Consider the following 18,519-nt stretch of genomic DNA (forward strand, 5'->3'; position numbering starts at 1 on the left):
TAGACGGCCCTCGCTATTTCCGCCACCAGCGGAAATAGCCCCCGTTCTATCGGATATGTCCATGAAATGAAATGGAGGGAACCTTTTTTGATCGATGTAAATAAATTCGAAAGTATGCAAATCGGTTTGGCTTCTCCTGAAAAAATCAGAAGCTGGTCTTATGGTGAAGTAAAAAAACCAGAAACCATTAACTACCGTACGTTAAAACCTGAACGCGAAGGGTTGTTTGACGAGCGTATTTTCGGTCCAACCAAAGACTGGGAATGTGCTTGCGGCAAATACAAACGGATCCGCTATAAAGGCATCGTTTGTGACCGTTGCGGCGTGGAAGTAACACGTTCAAAAGTGCGTCGTGAACGCATGGGACACATTGAATTAGCAGCACCAGTATCACACATTTGGTACTTCAAAGGCATTCCTTCACGGATGGGTCTTGTTTTAGACATGAGCCCACGTGCATTGGAAGAAATCATCTACTTTGCTTCTTACGTAGTGATTGAACCAGGAAACACCAGCCTTGAGAAAAAACAACTATTGACTGAACGGGAATACCGTGAAAAACGTGACCAATACGGTCAAGAATTTTCAGCAGCGATGGGGGCCGAAGCCATCAAACAACTATTAGATGGTGTTGATCTTGAAGGCGAAGTTGCTGAATTGAAAGAAGAATTGAAAAACGCAACTGGACAAAAACGGACGCGTGCGATCCGCCGTTTGGATATCTTAGAAGCATTCCGTGCTTCAGGAAACAAACCAAGCTGGATGGTCATGGACGTTATCCCAGTTATCCCGCCTGATTTGCGCCCAATGGTGCAATTAGAAGGTGGACGTTTTGCCACAAGTGACTTGAACGACTTGTATCGTCGTGTAATCAACCGTAACAACCGTTTGAAACGCTTGTTAGACTTGAATGCACCAAACATCATCGTTCAAAATGAAAAACGGATGCTGCAAGAAGCAGTCGATGCCTTGATCGATAACGGTCGTCGCGGCCGTCCAGTTGCAGGACCAGGGAACCGCCCATTGAAATCTCTTTCTCACATGTTGAAAGGGAAACAAGGTCGTTTCCGTCAAAACTTGCTAGGAAAACGGGTCGACTACTCAGGTCGTTCAGTTATCGTCGTTGGTCCATTCCTTAAAATGTATCAATGTGGTCTGCCAAAAGAAATGGCGATCGAATTGTTCAAACCATTCGTGATGCGGGAGCTTGTTTCTCGTGAAATCGCGTCAAACATCAAAAATGCCAAACGCAAAATCGAACGTCAAGAAGACGAAGTTTGGGATGTTTTAGAAGATGTCATCAAAGAACATCCAGTGCTATTGAACCGGGCACCTACGCTTCACAGATTAGGTATCCAAGCATTTGAACCAGTCTTAGTTGAAGGCCGTGCCATTCGTTTGCACCCACTTGTTTGTGAAGCCTACAATGCCGATTTCGATGGAGACCAAATGGCCGTTCACGTACCATTGAACGAAGAAGCGCAAGCAGAAGCACGTATGCTGATGTTAGCAGCCCAAAACATTTTGAATCCAAAAGACGGAAAACCAGTTGTAACACCATCTCAGGATATGGTCCTAGGGAACTACTACTTGACGATGGAAGAAGAAGGCCGTGAAGGGGAGGGCATGATCTTCCGTGACATGGACGAAGCAGTTACGGCATGGCGCAATGGCTACGTGCATTTACACACACGGATCGCCATCAATCCAAACACTTTAGGGGACAAACCATTCACGTCTGAACAAAAACAACGCTTGATGGTAACAACGGTAGGTAAAGTGATCTTCAACTCGATCATGCCGCCAGAATTCCCATTCTTGAATGAACCGACTGACTACAACTTGACGGTTCAAACACCAGACAAGTACTTTATTGAAGCTGGTACAGATGTGCCTGCCTTCATCAAAGAACAAGAGCTTGTTGGCCCATTCAAGAAGAAAAACTTAGGAAACATCATTTCAGAAGTCTTCAAACGTTTCCGCATCACTGAAACGTCACGCATGCTTGACCGCATGAAAGACTTAGGATACAGCCATTCAACAATGGCAGGTATCACCGTTGGTATCGCTGATATCATGAACTTGCACGAAAAACATGACATCATCGACAATGCCCACAAACAAGTAGAAACGATCACGAAACAATTCCGTCGTGGGTTGATTACCGATGACGAGCGTTATGAACGAGTTATTGGTGTTTGGAATGCAGCCAAAGATGAAATTCAGTTAAAACTGATGGAATCATTGGAAGCGAAAAACCCAATCTTCATGATGTCTGATTCCGGTGCCCGTGGTAACATCTCCAACTTTACTCAGCTTGCTGGGATGCGTGGATTGATGGCCGCGCCTAACGGACGAATCATGGAATTGCCGATCATCTCAAACTTCCGTGAAGGTCTATCTGTCTTGGAAATGTTTATCTCGACCCATGGTGCCCGTAAAGGGATGACCGATACCGCCTTGAAAACAGCCGATTCCGGTTACTTGACACGTCGTTTAGTTGACGTTGCCCAAGATGTCATCATCCGTGAAGACGATTGTGGTACTGACCGTGGTTTAGACATTCAAGCAATTCGCGAAGGAAACGAAATCATCGAATCCTTAGAAGAACGTTTGATTGGACGTTACACACGTAAATCAGTGATCCATCCTGAAACTGGCGAAGTCCTTCTAGGGGTCAATGAATTGATCACTGAAGATTTAGCCAAAGCCATCGTGGACGCTGGCATCGAAACAGTATCCATTCGCTCTGTCTTCACATGTAACACCAAACATGGTGTATGTAAACATTGTTATGGCCGCAACTTAGCCACTGGTTCTGAAGTTGAAGTTGGGGAAGCAGTCGGTACCATCGCTGCCCAATCAATCGGTGAACCTGGTACTCAGTTGACCATGCGTACCTTCCATACCGGCGGGGTTGCCGGAGACGATATCACGCAAGGTCTCCCTCGTGTCCAAGAAATCTTTGAAGCCCGTAATCCGAAAGGACAAGCGGTCATTACCGAAGTTACCGGAGAAGTCATCGATATCTCAGAAGACCCTTCAACTCGGACCAAAGAAGTGACCATCAAAGGGGAAACCGATACGCGTACGTATACCGTTCCTTATACTGCCCGGATGAAAGTAGCAGAAGGCGACTTTATCCATCGTGGTGCACCATTGACGGAAGGTTCGATCGATCCAAAACAACTGTTACAAGTTCGCGATGTCTTGTCGGTTGAAAACTACCTATTACGGGAAGTTCAACGCGTTTACCGGATGCAAGGGGTAGAAATCGGCGACAAACATATCGAAGTAATGGTTCGTCAAATGCTGCGTAAAGTCCGCGTCATGGATCCAGGTGATTCAGGCATCTTGCCAGGAACATTGTTGGATATCGCCGACTTTAAAGACCGCAACTACGACACATTGGTAGCCGGCGGCGTTCCTGCAACTAGCCGTCCAGTCCTATTAGGGATCACGAAAGCATCCTTGGAAACCAACAGCTTCTTGTCTGCTGCGTCCTTCCAAGAAACCACTCGTGTGTTGACCGATGCAGCGATCCGCGGCAAGAAAGATCCACTTCTTGGATTGAAAGAAAATGTTATCATCGGTAAGATCATCCCAGCTGGTACTGGTATGCCTCGTTACCGTGAAATGGAACCAAAAGAAGTAACAGTTGCCAGCGAAAATGTCTACAGCATCTCAGACATCGAAGCACAAATGGCTGCTGAAGACGCATTGAACAGCCAAAACTAATCAATGCCCAGCACCTGATTGACTCAGTGTGACGGAAAAGCTTGTCATTCTTCGGAATGGCAAGCTTTTTTTGTTTATACTATAGAAATTCATGTTATTAGGTCATATGTGCAAAAGAAATCACCTTCGAAAGTATGATGAAACCCGACATGCGCTCAAATTGTTCTTTGGCGTACGTCATTCGACTCTCTCGAAGGTGATTTTTTTGGTTTGTTAGTTTTCCTCTTGCCGTTCTTGCAGCATCCGAATCCCCTTTTCCTGAATCTGCCGAGCGATAAACGCCAAATCATTTGAAGTCAGGTTGATGTCTGCATAATGAAACACATTTTTTCTGCAGGAGGGGGTCAAATTGCCGATGATCAGATCATAGGTCTCATCCAGCATAGTCAGCGAAAACGAATCGAGGGGATTTAAGATCGTGATCGTTAGCTGATAGGGAATAAACTGCTGGATCTTTGTTTGGATAAATTCCGTATGATAACTATTCGTATCATAAAACAAGGCTAAGCGAAAGCCAGCATTGGCGTCGATGATTTCTTTGGCAAAATTGGGAAAAGAAGTATGGAAAATATAAATCAGGTAATTGATCGTACTTGGTCGAATGATCGGTAAACTCGAATGGGTCAAAAGCTGAACGATGTCTTGGTTGACTGCTTGCTGAACAAAATCACAATTAGCAACAAAGCGGGCGAAGCGATCATCCAAAATGCAGTAAGGAACCTGCAGATTGATCCCAAGAAAATAGGAAAAGACGACGGCATCCAGCTTTTCTTCAAAATTGCTTTCACGGTAGTTGTATTTTCGAAACAATTGCTTCGTCAAATGATAAAATTCTTGTTTGGTTTTGCGAAAGACAGCGGGGTCTTGCCCAATGTGCGTCGTGACATAGCCAACCATTTTTTCTACATAGGCACGGGTGTAGCCAGTAAATTCACTCAAGTCGATTTTTTCTAAAAAATACTCGATATGATCCGCATTGGTTTCAGAGGCAGCAAAACGGTCACGCTTCGTATTGATATAGATGACAAAAGCGATCTTTTTGATATCGGAAAAATAGAGATTTAAGGGCGTCGCTGCTGCCATAATATGGGCGATTTTCAAAAATTCCTGTTCTTGATTGATGTTGGCGTCGATAAATTCATATTGGTATTTCTCCAAGAAGAAAATCAGAAAAAATTGGCGAATATTCTTTTCATTGCCTTTTAACTGGATAGGTTTGGTTGCGATAAAGAAATCAAAAGGAGCCAGAATCAAGTTGATCCTCTTAATTAAACGAATAATCGATGATTTGCTTAAATTTAATTCCAGCGCCAGCATATCATAACTGGTAAAACTGGAAGAAAACAATAATTCCAGTAATTGAAACGCAGAAGAACGGTTCAAAAAGTGGCTGTAAATATCCAAACGAGTAGCAAAGGGATGTAAGTGCAAGCGAACCGCTGAAAAATCATCAAATTGTAAATCCAGAAACGAAAATTCATTGTCAATTTCTGCGATATAGGTTTTTGCTGAGGACATGGAGATAGAAAATTTCAGTGCTAAATCGTGAAGACTGGTCCCTTGATCGTCCAATAAATACTCAATCAGCTGTAGTTTCTTTTGTGAAGTGGATGATAACAATTTCCGTAACATATTTTCCTCCAAGCCTCCTTTTGACTAAATAGTATCACGTTTTTACATGTATTCAAAAAAATTACCTGTTGAATTTTTTTTGAATACATCACCACGTGATAATTTGGGAAAATAGAAGTGTGGGATAGTAGTAACACGTTTGATGCAAGTAGCAAAGACCTAAATCGTAGAATCATGGGAAGGGGGAAAAAAGCAGTTGTTTGTTGGGATATCTTGCTCACTGTTGAACAATTTTATTCGTGGAGCACTTCCGAAATCAATTGAATAAAAAAACTTTATACAAAAGGAATGAATAATCATGAAAAAGCCATTTTCTATCTATATATGTTTGCTGGTGTTGCTTGGTTCAATTGTTTGTGAACCAACGATCATATTAGCAGAAGCACTTAACGCAACCGATAGCACGCAACGGACGACAGAAACGCTAGCAAGTAGCGAAGCAGAGAGCGAAACGATCGATTCGGAAAAAGCACCGACGGACTCATCTGGGACAGAGGAAACACAACCTACGACTACTCAATCTACAGAAGCACCAACCACCGTCCCTAGCGAGAGTCAAGAAACCCAAGCATCTTCGACATTGAATCAAAACAGTATTCAACCGCGAGCACCAGATGCTGAGGCGGAAACGGAAGCTTCGGCTACCGCGGAGAATCTTAGTGCCAACCTAAATGAACGGGGCGTGCAGCTATTTGATAATGTTCGGATCACTGACTTAAACGATCAACCCTTCACTGCCGAAAATCCACCGATGTATAACGGCAACATCAAAATCCATTTTGACTGGTCGTTAGCAGACACGGAAGAAATTCGCGCAGGCGATTATTATACGTATCAATTGCCAGACTATTTTGCCATTCATAATACCGTTAGCGGCGAATTGACTCGTTCTGGCGGACAATCGATCGGAACCTTTACCTTGGATCATGATGGTACATTGACCGTCACGTTTAATGAGGCCGCACAGACATTATCCAATCGTTCGGGGACCATTGATCTGATCACGGAATTAAGTGTGAGTACTGTTACTGAAGAAGTGACGATTCATACTGGGATCTACGATGAAGATGGTCATGAGATCATCATTACATTGCCGATTTATGAAGTCGATATCATTAAGACTGGTAATGTGACTTCCAGCGGTTCAGTGGTTTGGGAAATTATTTTTAACCAAACCAGTCGTGAATTGCACGATGTGGTGATCACCGATAAGATGCCCCAAGGCTTATCTTATAGTACCTCGACGGGCTACTTGTACGATGAAGCTACCGAAGAGTGGGTTCGTACCGATGGCTTATATACCTTTAACAGCGTCAACAACACGTTTACCTTCAATCAAACCGTCAATCAACCGGTCCGCATCGTCATCAATAGTGCAGTCACCGATCCAACGGCTTCTTCTTTCAAAAACACGGCAACAATCAACGGTAGCGATTTTACAGAAAAAACCGCAGAAGCAACGGTGACCTATGATGAACAATCAGAATACAAACGGTTTAAAGGGTATGATCAAGAAACGAAACGTGCGTCATGGGAAATTTCCGTCACATTGGACAAAGACCAAGCCAAAGTTTTGGATCAGACCTATTCAGGAACGGATCCTGAAAAAGCCCTGCACTTTTTTGTGCCAGAGACTTTGGTGATCACAGACAAAGATGGTAACTCGATTCCAGCAGAAGATTGGTCCTTTGATGGGACGTACCAGTTGGACAAAGAGGGGGAAATCGTACGCTTTGGTATCACGTTTGCCAAAGCTGGTTACTACAAGATTCAATACGATACTCAGCTATATGAATCGGTTTTAGCCGATACCCGTATTTACAACTACGCTTCGGTCCGCGACAATCAAAATACCTCGTTGACGGGCAGTGGGATCGTGACGCCAACCAAAACGATCGGTGTCGTGAAAACAGCTGGCACCAAAGATTATGAGACAAAGACTGTCGCATGGAAGATTGATGCCAATACGAATCAGCAAACAGTTAGCGACCTGATCATCGAAGACCGCTATCAATTGATCTCTGGCGCAAACAGCAGCGCACTGGCCTTGTTAGCGGATACGCTGGTAGTGACGGCGAGCGGCGTGACCGAGCCTTTGGTTCTTGATACCGACTATACGCTGGAGCTGATCAAAGAAACGAAAACACTGACGGACGGCACAACGAAGGAACTTGAGACGGGTTTTCGCATCAAGTTGCAAGGGGCGTACCAAACGACCTCGGCAACGATCACTGTTAATTTTAAAACCAGCTTCGATGTTTCACAGCAGATCGCATTAGGGAGTTCTAGCAGCCGGTTTAGTAATGCAGCGTTTGTCCATTATAAAGACGAAGCTGGCAATACGTTCACGGAAGCTTCTGAATCTAATACTTGGATGGATACCAACTGGTTAAAAAATGCTTTGAAATACGGACTATTTATTGGTGAAGGGGAAGATGTCGCCAAAGCGATTACTGCCGTATTAGGTCGGAACTTAGGAACTATTTTTGATGAGCAGACCGCTTCGAGCGATCAAGTCTATTGGATGGGGCTATTCAATACGTACAAAGAAAAAATTAATAAAGATGCAGTCATCACTGACCAGCTGCAAGAAGGCCAAACCTTGAAAGACTTGGCGCTTTACACGGTCACAGTAACTGGGTATACGACGCAAGTCAGAGCGCTGAAAGAACAATTGGTGGAGAACGAGGATTACATCTACACCTATGATCCTGATACGAAGAAAGTTACGATCACCTTGCTGAAAGAAACGTCTGAAACACTGGCGGTCTTCTTGGCAACCGAAGCAGCTGAAGAGGTATTTACCTACAAAAATACCATCACATTGACGGACAATGACACAACCTTGACTGCCGATGGCCAAGTCGACAAGTCCGCAAAAACGGACTGGTTGATGAAAAACGGCAGCCAGAATGCCGACAACAATCGATTGATCGATTGGGAAATCATGATCAACGCTGACAGTCGCAAAATCCACAATGCGGTGGTCACCGATACCATCAACTACAATCAGCACACCTTTTTACGCGATGCCAACGATGCCGTGATCGTAGAGGTGTATGAAGCGGTCTTAAACAATGGCACTTGGGAAAAAGGGGAAAAAGTCACCTTCACCAACGAGGACAATCCGAAAATCACCTCGGATGTGGTAGCAGGGACGCAATCGTTAGTGATCGCTTTTGAAGAAATGATTGATAAACCGTACTTTATCGTTTATCAAACACAGCTTGATCCTGGGATTTTGAACAATGAACGGGTGGCCAATAGTGTCAATTTAACGGGTAGTGAGATCGAGATTCACACAGTGACCAAAGAAATCACCATCAAATCGACAGACGGCAGCGGAACCTCTTCTGGGACGAACGGCTCCTTGACGATCGTGAAATACGATGCCGATGGCACCAAAGAACGAGGGATCGATGAAGAAGCAGTTTTCCAATTAAGCCGCAAAAATGCGCAAAATACCTATGAAGTCATCTTGTCGAATCTGGTGGTCAAAAACAATCAGATCATGGAAAACGGCAACGCCATTGATCGGATCGACAATCTGCGTTACGGCGATTATATGATCCAAGAAATCACCGCACCAGAAGGATACGAACGAGATGCGACTCAGTACACCTTCACTATCTCTGATAAAGAAGTCAATTATGTCTTTGAGCTAGCCAACAAGCGAGAAATCAAAGAAACGACCCATGCTTTGAATGTCCAGAAGCTGCTTCATGGACGCGAGCTCAAAGACGGCGAATTTACTTTCTACCTGGTGGATGAAACTGGCTCTGTGATTTTAACCCAGACCAATGACGGTAACGGTCAAGTCACTTTTGACGACATCACTTACAACGAGCCTGGCGAGTACCATTACACGATTCGGGAAAAAGCCGACAGCGATCCAACCATCACCTATACAGACAAAGAACTAAAGGTAACTGTGACAGTGACAGAAGAAGACAGTCAGTTGATTGCGACAGCAGTCTATGAAGGCAATCAAGTCTTTGAAAATGACTATACACCAAAAGCTGGCAGTGTCGTTTTGAATGCTGAGAAAATTTTGACGGGTCGAAGCTTGCAGGCAGAAGACTTTTACTTTGAACTAGTTGATGAAGCAGGAACTGTGCTTCAGACAAAAGCCAATGATGCCACTGGCAAGATCTACTTTGACGCTCTTCATTACGATAAAGCAGGTGAATACCGATACACCATCCGTGAGAAAGCAGGAACTGACGACACCATCACCTACGATGCAAAAGAACTTGCGGTTGTTGTGACCGTCACGGATGAAGACGGGCAGTTGACTGCAGTAGCGGAATATGAAGGCAATCAAGTCTTCGAAAACAGCTATCAACCAAAAGCTGGTAGTGTCGTACTAAGTGCCGAGAAAGTCTTAACTGGTCGTACATTACAGGCAAATGAATTTGATTTTGAACTAGTCGATGAAGCAGGCAATGTACTTCAGACAAAAGCCAATGATGCCACGGGCAAGATCTACTTTGACGCGCTCCCTTACGAGGAAACAGGTGAGTATCACTACACCATTCGTGAGAAAGCAGGAACTGACGGCACCATCACTTACGATGCAAAAGAACTTGCGGTAGTTGTGACCGTCACCGATGAAGACGGACAGCTCACGGCAGTTACCGAATACGAAGGCAATCAAGTCTTTGAAAATGACTATACGCCAAAAGCTGGCGGTGTGGTCTTGAATGTAGAGAAAGTGTTGACGGGACGCGCGTTAGAAGCCAACGAGTTTGCCTTTGAACTAGTCGATGAAGCAGGCGATGTAGTACAGACGAAAACCAATGATGCCACTGGCCAAATCTATTTCGATGAATTGACGTATGACGAAATCGGCGAATACCGCTATACGATTCGAGAAAAAGTTGGCGCAGATAGTACCATTACCTATGACACGAAAGAAATTGGCGTTATTGTGAAAGTCACCGATGAAGACGGGCAACTGGTGGCAACAGCAACGTATGAGGGCAATCAAGTCTTTGAAAACGACTATACGCCACAAGCAGGCAGTGTCGTACTAAGTGCCGAGAAAGTCTTGACCGGCCGCACCTTACAAGCAAATGAATTCGACTTTGAACTAGTGGATGAAGAAGGGAACGTTCTTCAAACAAAAGCCAATGATGTCACTGGCAAGATCTACTTTGATGCTCTTGCATATGACGAAGCGGGCGAATACCGCTATACTATCCGTGAACAAGCTGGCAGCGATGGTACGATCACGTATGATACAAAAGAGCTTGCAGTAGTTGTGACTGTGACGGATGAAGCTGGACAGCTCACGGCAGTTGCGGAATACGAAGGCAATCAAGTCTTTGAAAACAGCTATCAACCACAAGCTGGCAGTGTCGTACTAAGTGCCGAGAAAGTCTTAACTGGTCGTATGCTACAAGCAAATGAATTCGATTTTGAACTGGTGGATGAAGACGGAACTGTTCTTCAAACAAAAGCCAACGATGCCACGGGCAAGATCTACTTTGACGCACTCCCTTACGAGGAAACAGGTGAGTACCACTATACCATCCGTGAGAAAGCAGGAATCGATGGCACGATTACGTACGATAGGAAAGAACTGGCGGTAGTTGTCACTGTAACGGATGAAGACGGACAGCTCACGGCAGTTGCCGAATACGAAGGCAACCAAGTCTTTGAAAACAGCTATCAACCACAAGCAGGCAGTGTCGTACTAAGTGCCGAGAAAGTCTTAACTGGTCGTACGCTACAATCAAATGAATTCGATTTTGAACTAGTCAATGAAGACGGAACTGTTCTTCAAACAAAAGCCAACGACGCCACTGGCAAGATCTACTTCGATGCTCTTGCATATGACAAAGCAGGTGAGTATCACTACACCATTCGTGAGAAAACAGGAACTGACGGTACCATCACTTACGATACAAAAGAGCTGGCGGTAGTTGTGACCGTGACGGATGAAGCTGGACAGCTCACGGCAGTTGCCGAATACGAAGGCGATCAAGTCTTCGAAAACAGCTACCAACCACAAGCAGGCAGTGTCGTACTAAGTGCGAAGAAAGTCTTGACGGGTAGAAACTTGCAAGCCAACGAATTCGCATTTGAATTAGTGGATGAAGCTGGAAAGGTTCTGCAAACCCAACACAATGACGCAAACGGAACGATTACCTTTGATGCATTGACGTATGACGATGCTGGGGAACATCGTTACACGATTCGAGAAAAAGCTGGCAACGACGCCACGATCATCTATGATGAAACCACCTATCAAGTAACGGTCACCGTCAAAGAACAAGCAGGAAAATTAGTAGCTGAAGCGGAGCAAACGGCAGAGATGGTATTCAACAACCATGTCAAAGAAGGCAAAACACCGAAGCCGGGAACTGACAACTTACCGAAAACCAATGACACTACGACCGCTGGTTGGGTCGTCTTGGGACTGTTGTTAGTAGTGATCGCAGTGGGCATCTACCTTGATCGCAAAAAACGGACGCCGTTATCATAGGCAGGGGAAGCAACAAAGCAGAAAGAGAAAGCGGGATGAGGCCAACTTGTCCCGCTTTTTCCTGTCCCGTTTTTCTTCACTTCAAAGAAAAAAACCGTCAAAAGTATGAAACGCTAGAAAGCGAACAATCAGCAAACCCAGACTCAAGAAGGGGACGAAGGGCAACTGTGCCAATCGTTTCTTCCAGATGCTTTGATAGCTAAAAAAAGCGAGGAGACCAAGACTGCTGGCTACTAGTAAGAGGGCCAAAAGGGTCGACGGCGCTAGCCAAGTGCCCCAGCCTGCCAGCACTAAGAGATCGCCGCCGCCCATTTTTTCCTGCCAGACAAAAAAGACCAGTGGAATCAGCAAGCCTAAAGACAGCCATTGAAAAGAAGCGCCGCTTCTAAGCTGTGCCAGCGCTAGCAGTAGGTGGGCGGGGTACAGCAGTTGCGGGTAGACGCTATAGTCTATCAAGTCGGTCAAGCTGAGTAAAAAGGCACTGGTCAGCCAGACAAAAGCCAGGAAGCTTTCTGAATCATGAAAGGCAAGCCCGCAAAGTCCGCCATAGCATATGCAAGCGAAGACCCAATAAAGCGGGGGTGAAAGCCGTCTTGTAGGAAGGAGAAAAAACCAATGGTTATCCGAAACTTTGTTTACTTTCTGGTAGTGAGAACGAGAATCACTTTTTGGCAGATTCCAAAACAGAGTATGTAAGAGCAAAAGCCAAAAGAAGCCGAGTAAAGCGCCTAAAAAAAACACGAAAATCGTCATTTTTCGTACCCCCTCATAAAGAAATACGTAAGAGAGTGAGAAATTTTCTCAAATAGATGATTTTGTTGTACTTTTTAATTGTTTCGTATTATCCTTAAAATAGATAATTTAGAGGAGGAATCGTTATGAAATTTGAACAAACAAAAGAAGTATTAAACCAACTTGTTGCTGATTTAAGCCAAATGGCTATGGTCGTTCACCAAACACACTGGTACATGCGTGGACCTGGCTTTTTGACATTGCATCCAATGATGGACGAATTCATGGATGATCTAAATGAGCAATTGGATGAAGTTTCTGAACGCTTGATTACATTAGACGGTTCACCATATTCAACTTTGCGTGAAATGGCAGAACACACTCAAATCCCTGATGAAGTGGGTAACTGGGACCGCACGATTCCAGAACGTTTAGCTACATTGGTGGAAGGCTACCGTTACTTAGCGGACTTATACCAAAAAGGGATCGAAGTATCTGGTGAAGAAGGCGACGATCCAACTCAAGATATCTTCATCGGCTTCAAAACAGCCATCGAAAAACGTATTTGGATGATCCAAGCGCACTTAGGCGAAGCGCCATTGATCGATCCAGCGAAATCTCGCGTACGTCATTAATCCACAAAAAAACCAGCGAAGAATTTTCTTCGCTGGTTTTTTTACTTGCCCGCCAATAATGCTTTGGCGGCTTCAATTTGCTGTGCCACTTGATCAAAACCGGTGCCGCCATACGAATGACGATTTTTGACGGCGGTATAGGAATCAAGTTTTTCAAAAATATCGCTGTCGATGGCAGGATGGATCGCTTGGTATTCTTCCAAGGAAACATCTTGTAGATAGATGCCTTTGCTCAAGCACTCGCTGACGAGTTTGCCGACGATCTCATGGGCTTGTCTGAAAGGCACGCCTTTGCCAGCTAAGTAATCCGCTAATTCTGTTGCGTTGGAAAAATCCTTTTCAGTGGATTCTTGCATCCGTGCTTGATTGACTTTCATCGTTGCGATCATGCCTGTCATGATCTGCAAGCTTTTCGTGATGGTTTCGGCACTGTCAAACATGCCTTCTTTGTCTTCTTGGAAATCTTTGTTGTACGCCAGCGGCAAGCCCTTCATGACCGTCAAAAGGCCAAAGAGGTTCCCATAGACACGTCCTGTTTTTCCACGGATCAGCTCCGCCATGTCAGGGTTTTTCTTTTGAGGCATAATGGAGCTGCCGGTGGAGAAGGTATCGGTCAGCTCCACAAATTGGTATTCGTGGCTGCACCAAAGAATCAGCTCTTCACAAAAACGAGACAGATGCATCATCAATAAAGAGGCATTGCTTAAAAATTCCAAGATAAAATCACGATCGCTGACCGCATCTAGGCTGTTGCTGTAAATATTGCTGAACCCTAACTCTTGAGCGGTGAAGGCACGATCGATAGGGAAGGTAGTTCCTGCCAAAGCAGCACTGCCTAAAGGCATCACATCGATGCGGCTCAAACTCTCTTTGAAACGCTCCTGGTCACGCGTCAGCATACTGTAATAGGCTAAGAGGTGATGGGCAAAAGAAATCGGCTGTGCATGCTGCAGATGGGTATAACCGGGCATGATGGTGTAGATGTTGGCTTCGGCTTGTAAAACCAGCGCTTCTCGCAATTCAGCGATCAAAGTGATCACGTCTTGCACGACTTCTTTCAAATACAAATGCATATCGGTCGCCACTTGGTCATTACGACTACGGGCAGTATGCAATTTGCCTGCCACTGGTCCAATCAATTCATGCAAGAATGTCTCGATGTTTAAATGGATGTCCTCATTTTCAATCGTGAAGGTCAATTCGCCAGCGGCTAATTGTTGTTGAATCGTGGTCAAGCCGTCAATGATCGCTTCGCCATCGGGTTGACTGATGATGCCCGTATGGACCAGCATTTTGACATGTGCCAAACTGCCAAGAATGTCTTGCTTTGCTAACTTTTGATCAAACGTGATGGAAGCCCCAAAAGCATCGATCCATGCTTCGTTTTTCCCATCGAAACGTCCGCCCCATAATTTTGCCATATTCTCACCTCAAAAAAAGATTACGGCTGAAGCGGCAGCTTCAGCCGTGCATACTTAAATCAATGTTTCTGTTAGTTGCTGTTGTGCTTGGATCTCAGCGTGCACTTTGCTTGGCAGTCCCCATAATTTGATGAAGCCGATGGCCGCATGCTGATCAAAGGTATCTGCAGAAGTATACGTTGCTAAGTTTTCATCGTACAAGCTGTTTTCAGATTTCCGTCCTTCACAAATGACGTTGCCTTTGAATAATTTCAAACGCACGATCCCGTTGACGTAGACTTGCGTGCTTTTCAGGAAGGTAATCAAGGCTTCCGTCAATGGATTGAACCATAAGCCGTCATAGATGACTTGCGCTAATTGTTGCTCGATGATTGGTTTGAAATGCGCCAATTCCCGGACAAAGACCAAATCTTCCAATTCTTTATGAGCCGTCATCAAAGCGATCGCTCCTGGACATTCATAAACTTCCCGTGATTTGATTCCCACCAGACGATTTTCGATATGGTCGATCCGACCAACGCCATGCTCGCCAGCCACCCGGTTCAGTTTCATGATCAATTCTGCTAGATTCATCGTTTCGCCATCAATGGCGGTCGGTACCCCTTGATCAAAGGTGATCTCAACGATCGTTGGTACGTCAGGAGTATCTTCTAATTCTTGCGTGATGGCGTAGGCCCCTTTTGGTGGCGTTGCCCAAGGATCTTCTAAGACGCCGCACTCACAGGCACGTCCCCACAAGTTTTGATCGATGGAATACGGATTGTCCAAATCAGCGGGAATCGGCACTCCTTTTTCAGCCGCATAGGCAATCTCTTCTTCCCGGGACCATTTCCATTCCCGAACCGGTGCGATGACTTTCAAGTGAGGCGCTAAAGCGGCGATCGCCACTTCAAACCGAACTTGGTCGTTGCCTTTACCGGTACAGCCGTGGGCGACGGTCGTTGCGCCAGTTGCTAATGCCAATTCCACCAATTTCTTGGCGATCAATGGACGAGACAAAGCGGAAACAAGAGGATAAGAATTTTCATAAAAAGTATTGCCTTGTAAAGCGATCAAAGCAAAATCTTGGGCGAATTCTTCGCGGGCATCGATGGCATAAGATTCAATCGCGCCAACTGCCAACGCTTTGTCTTTAATGGATTGGGTGTCGCGACCTTCACCGATATCTAGGCAGCAAGCCACCACATCATATCCTTGGTCCGTTAACCATTTAATTGAAACGGAGGTATCTAATCCTCCAGAATAGGCCAATATTACTTTTTCTTTCATACTTATTAACTCCTTTTCCGCATGTTTTCAAGTGATCGAAGCTATCTTATCAGAATAAAAATAATAAATCAAGGGTAAAATTAAATATTTATACATAAAAGTGGTGATTATCAGGTTTTTATACTATTATCGATGATTAAGGAAAAGAAGTGCATGCTCACTTTGTTAATGAAAGTTTATACATAATATTCATTGTGGTATTCAGTTTTAGAAACCTGCAACAACAAGTTTCGTTTTTCAGAGAAAATGGCAGAAAACGAATGGAGAAAATTTTCAAAAAGAGGCGGAATTACGTTGACATTAGGCTTTATAGAAGGTATTATGTTATATGGTATTGTTTGCCCCACAAGAGCCCCGGAAACTCAAGTGTATGTCAAACATTCGTGAAATTGAATTGGAGGAAAAAATTGTGCGTACAACATATATGGCCAAACCAGGCGAAGTAGAACGTAAATGGTACGTAGTAGATGCAACAGATGTTCCTATGGGTCGTCTTTCAGCAGTAGTAGCATCTGTCTTACGTGGTAAAAATAAACCAACATTCACACCTCATGTGGATACAGGCGATTTCGTAATCGTCATTAATGCAGAAAAAATCAAATTAACAGGTAACAAAGCAAGCGATAAAATTTATTACCGTCACTCAAACTTCCCAGGAGGATTGAAATCAGTCTCTGCTGGAGAATTACGTGCTAAAAATTCTCGTCGTTTGATCGAAACTTCTGTAAAAGGCATGCTTCCTAAAAACACTTTAGGCCGTAAACAAGGAATGAAACTTCATGTTTATGCTGGCGCTGAACACCCACATGCTGCACAACAACCAGAAGTATTGGACATCACAAACTTAATCTAATAGGAGGGAATTTCATTGGCACAAGCTCAATATATCGGCACTGGCCGTCGTAAAAATGCAGTAGCCCGCGTACGTTTAGTACCAGGTACTGGTAAAATTACTGTTAACAAAAAAGATGTTGAAGAATACATCCCACACGCAGACTTGCGTGAAGTAATCAACCAACCATTCGGCGTTACAGAAACTAAAGGTTCATACGATGTTTTTGTAAACGTAAATGGTGGTGGATACGCTGGACAATCAGGTGCAATCCGTCACGGTATCGCACGCGCATTGTTACAAGTTGATCCTGATTTCCGTTTAGCTCTTAAACGTGCTGGCTTACTTACTCGTGACGCACGTATGGTTGAACGTAAAAAACCAGGTCTTAAAAAAGCTCGTAAAGCTTCTCAATTCTCAAAACGTTAATATTATTTATATATCAATGTTTCAAGGCACTTTTCAATTATTTGAAAAGTGTCTTTTTCTTGTTTAAGAACACATTTGAGAACACACGTTAATTACAATTATTTAAACCTTTTTGGAATGCTTCAAAAACAGATTTATCAACTACATCAGGTGTGTTCACGTATATTTTTGTAGTAGAAATATCTGAGTGTGTTAAAGCATTAGAGATTTGATTCATATTTGCTCCACCTAGTCTAGCTATAGTTGCATAGGTATGGCGAAGTTTGTGTGGAGATAAACGAGCTAATTCAGGATGCCTTCTTTTAATTGAATTGATTCGATAGTTTAGATAATCAGCGTGAACAGGGCAATTTACTTCTCCGGATGGTTTAGAATAAGTAAAGAGGTACTGATCTGATGTTTGTTCAATTTTTAATTTTAACAATTGTTCAGCCTGAGCTGATTTCCATTTACTTAACAATGTCATTACAACTTCTGGTACTTGAATAACGGTATCTTTCCGACCTTTTGTATATGTCTTTCTTTGATATTTATCTAAAGCATGTTTGAGACGAACCGTATGTTTATTAAAATCGATATACTTCCATTGCAGAGCATAAGTTTCACTTTTTCTATCACCTAGGTATAAGGTAAGCATGAAAAGTGTATAATCGTGAAGCGTAAGTAAATGATTATTCAAGTCACTGTTTACTGCTTTTATCCAATCGGTCAGCTCTTTTGACGATAACGCTTGATTCCCTTCGCGCATCCTTTTTTCTTCTAAAGCAATTTTTTTAGGTGCAGTAATACATTGAATAATTTTAGTAGTTCGGTTGAATTCGATATAATTTAGTATTTCTGCAATATCAAACATAGAACGAACATAACCTTTGATAATTTTTATATTTGCGTATTCTTTCGATTTCTTTGTTAATTCATCTGATATTATCTCAGTATTTGAATTCAGATAATTCATTCCATACTCACCAAACATTGGCAGGATGTGCAATCGGAATATATCCTTGGTATTACTAATTGTTACATTACTCGGAGCCCTGTTTGATCTAGTAGTTTGACCTAGTTCATATCTAGGAAGCCATTTTGATTCATAAAATTCTTTAAATTTTATTTTTCCTTTTAGTTCTAGTGAGTTTGCATTCTCCTCTCTTAAAACTGTTTCAATCTTCTTTTTCATTTCCCTTTCGGCCTTAATAGCCAATTGCCTAGTCGGAAATACTTTTTGGTACTTCTCTGATGAAATTCCAGTGATTTCTCTGAATTTTTTTGGATACCTCAGATTAGTTTTATATTTCCCATTTGAAAGTTTTGTAGGCAAACTTCCTCACTCCTTTAAAAAGTAAG

The 18,519-nt window shown here is 43.6% G+C and carries 10 protein-coding genes; 5 read left to right on the forward strand and 5 right to left on the reverse strand.

From position 1 onward, the window contains the following. Positions 1 to 87 precede the first annotated feature (87 nt). The gene (gene rpoC / locus ACI3E5_RS12865; protein ID WP_015510610.1) at positions 88 to 3,738 is read left to right on the forward strand and encodes a DNA-directed RNA polymerase subunit beta'; all 3,651 of its coding nucleotides are present in this window, start codon (positions 88 to 90) and stop codon (positions 3,736 to 3,738) included. A gap of 213 nt (positions 3,739 to 3,951) precedes the next feature. On the opposite strand, the gene ACI3E5_RS12870 is transcribed toward rpoC, so the two are convergent. After that, positions 3,952 to 5,370 carry an AcpB/EbpR/MafR family transcriptional regulator gene (locus ACI3E5_RS12870; protein ID WP_325845115.1) on the reverse strand — a complete coding sequence of 473 codons (1,419 nt, stop codon included), beginning with the start codon at positions 5,368 to 5,370 and terminating at the stop codon, positions 3,952 to 3,954. Positions 5,371 to 5,668: 298 nt separating this feature from the next. Here ACI3E5_RS12870 and ACI3E5_RS12875 point away from each other — a divergent pair, with 298 nt between their 5' ends. After that, a complete protein-coding gene (locus ACI3E5_RS12875; RefSeq protein ID WP_325845114.1) occupies positions 5,669 to 11,860 on the forward strand; it encodes a Spy0128 family protein in 6,192 nt (2,063 codons plus the stop codon). 81 nt (positions 11,861 to 11,941) lie between these two features. Here ACI3E5_RS12875 and ACI3E5_RS12880 read toward each other — a convergent pair whose 3' ends face one another. Continuing rightward, positions 11,942 to 12,613, reverse strand: coding sequence for a prepilin peptidase (locus tag ACI3E5_RS12880; protein ID WP_252704689.1), 672 nt, complete (start codon positions 12,611 to 12,613; stop codon positions 11,942 to 11,944). Positions 12,614 to 12,738: 125 nt separating this feature from the next. Here ACI3E5_RS12880 and ACI3E5_RS12885 point away from each other — a divergent pair, with 125 nt between their 5' ends. Continuing rightward, positions 12,739 to 13,227, forward strand: a complete 489-nt coding sequence (locus tag ACI3E5_RS12885) for a Dps family protein (protein ID WP_005230382.1) — start codon at positions 12,739 to 12,741, stop codon at positions 13,225 to 13,227. Positions 13,228 to 13,268: 41 nt separating this feature from the next. On the opposite strand, the gene argH is transcribed toward ACI3E5_RS12885, so the two are convergent. After that, the gene (gene argH, locus ACI3E5_RS12890) at positions 13,269 to 14,648 is read right to left on the reverse strand and encodes an argininosuccinate lyase (RefSeq protein WP_252704690.1); all 1,380 of its coding nucleotides are present in this window, start codon (positions 14,646 to 14,648) and stop codon (positions 13,269 to 13,271) included. Positions 14,649 to 14,702: 54 nt separating this feature from the next. Next, positions 14,703 to 15,917, reverse strand: a complete 1,215-nt coding sequence (locus ACI3E5_RS12895) for an argininosuccinate synthase (protein WP_005230386.1) — start codon at positions 15,915 to 15,917, stop codon at positions 14,703 to 14,705. 406 nt (positions 15,918 to 16,323) lie between these two features. On the opposite strand from ACI3E5_RS12895, the gene rplM reads away from it, so the two are divergent. Both rplM and rpsI read left to right on the forward strand, forming a co-directional pair. After that, positions 16,324 to 16,770 carry a 50S ribosomal protein L13 gene (gene rplM / locus ACI3E5_RS12900; RefSeq protein WP_301280258.1) on the forward strand — a complete coding sequence of 149 codons (447 nt, stop codon included), beginning with the start codon at positions 16,324 to 16,326 and terminating at the stop codon, positions 16,768 to 16,770. A gap of 15 nt (positions 16,771 to 16,785) precedes the next feature. Further along, complete coding sequence (rpsI, locus tag ACI3E5_RS12905; RefSeq protein ID WP_003128901.1) at positions 16,786 to 17,178, forward strand: 30S ribosomal protein S9; 393 nt, start codon at positions 16,786 to 16,788, stop codon at positions 17,176 to 17,178. Positions 17,179 to 17,266: 88 nt separating this feature from the next. Here rpsI and ACI3E5_RS12910 read toward each other — a convergent pair whose 3' ends face one another. Beyond that, the gene (locus ACI3E5_RS12910; RefSeq protein ID WP_010710013.1) at positions 17,267 to 18,493 is read right to left on the reverse strand and encodes a tyrosine-type recombinase/integrase; all 1,227 of its coding nucleotides are present in this window, start codon (positions 18,491 to 18,493) and stop codon (positions 17,267 to 17,269) included. Between the last annotated feature and the right edge of the window lie 26 nt (positions 18,494 to 18,519).

The sequence above is a fragment of the Candidatus Enterococcus avicola genome, assembly GCF_047470845.1.
Classification (GTDB): Bacteria; Bacillota; Bacilli; order Lactobacillales; family Enterococcaceae; genus Enterococcus_D; species Enterococcus_D casseliflavus.

What these genes read in the sequence shown, in the direction of transcription:
- ACI3E5_RS12870 (WP_325845115.1), bottom strand. Translation starts at nt 5,370, where the DNA reads ATGTTACGGAAATTGTTATCATCCACTTCACAAAAGAAACTACAGCTG.
- ACI3E5_RS12875 (WP_325845114.1), top strand. Translation starts at nt 5,669, where the DNA reads ATGAAAAAGCCATTTTCTATCTATATATGTTTGCTGGTGTTGCTTGGT.
- ACI3E5_RS12880 (WP_252704689.1), bottom strand. Translation starts at nt 12,613, where the DNA reads ATGACGATTTTCGTGTTTTTTTTAGGCGCTTTACTCGGCTTCTTTTGG.
- ACI3E5_RS12885 (WP_005230382.1), top strand. Translation starts at nt 12,739, where the DNA reads ATGAAATTTGAACAAACAAAAGAAGTATTAAACCAACTTGTTGCTGAT.
- argH (WP_252704690.1), bottom strand. Translation starts at nt 14,648, where the DNA reads ATGGCAAAATTATGGGGCGGACGTTTCGATGGGAAAAACGAAGCATGG.
- ACI3E5_RS12895 (WP_005230386.1), bottom strand. Translation starts at nt 15,917, where the DNA reads ATGAAAGAAAAAGTAATATTGGCCTATTCTGGAGGATTAGATACCTCC.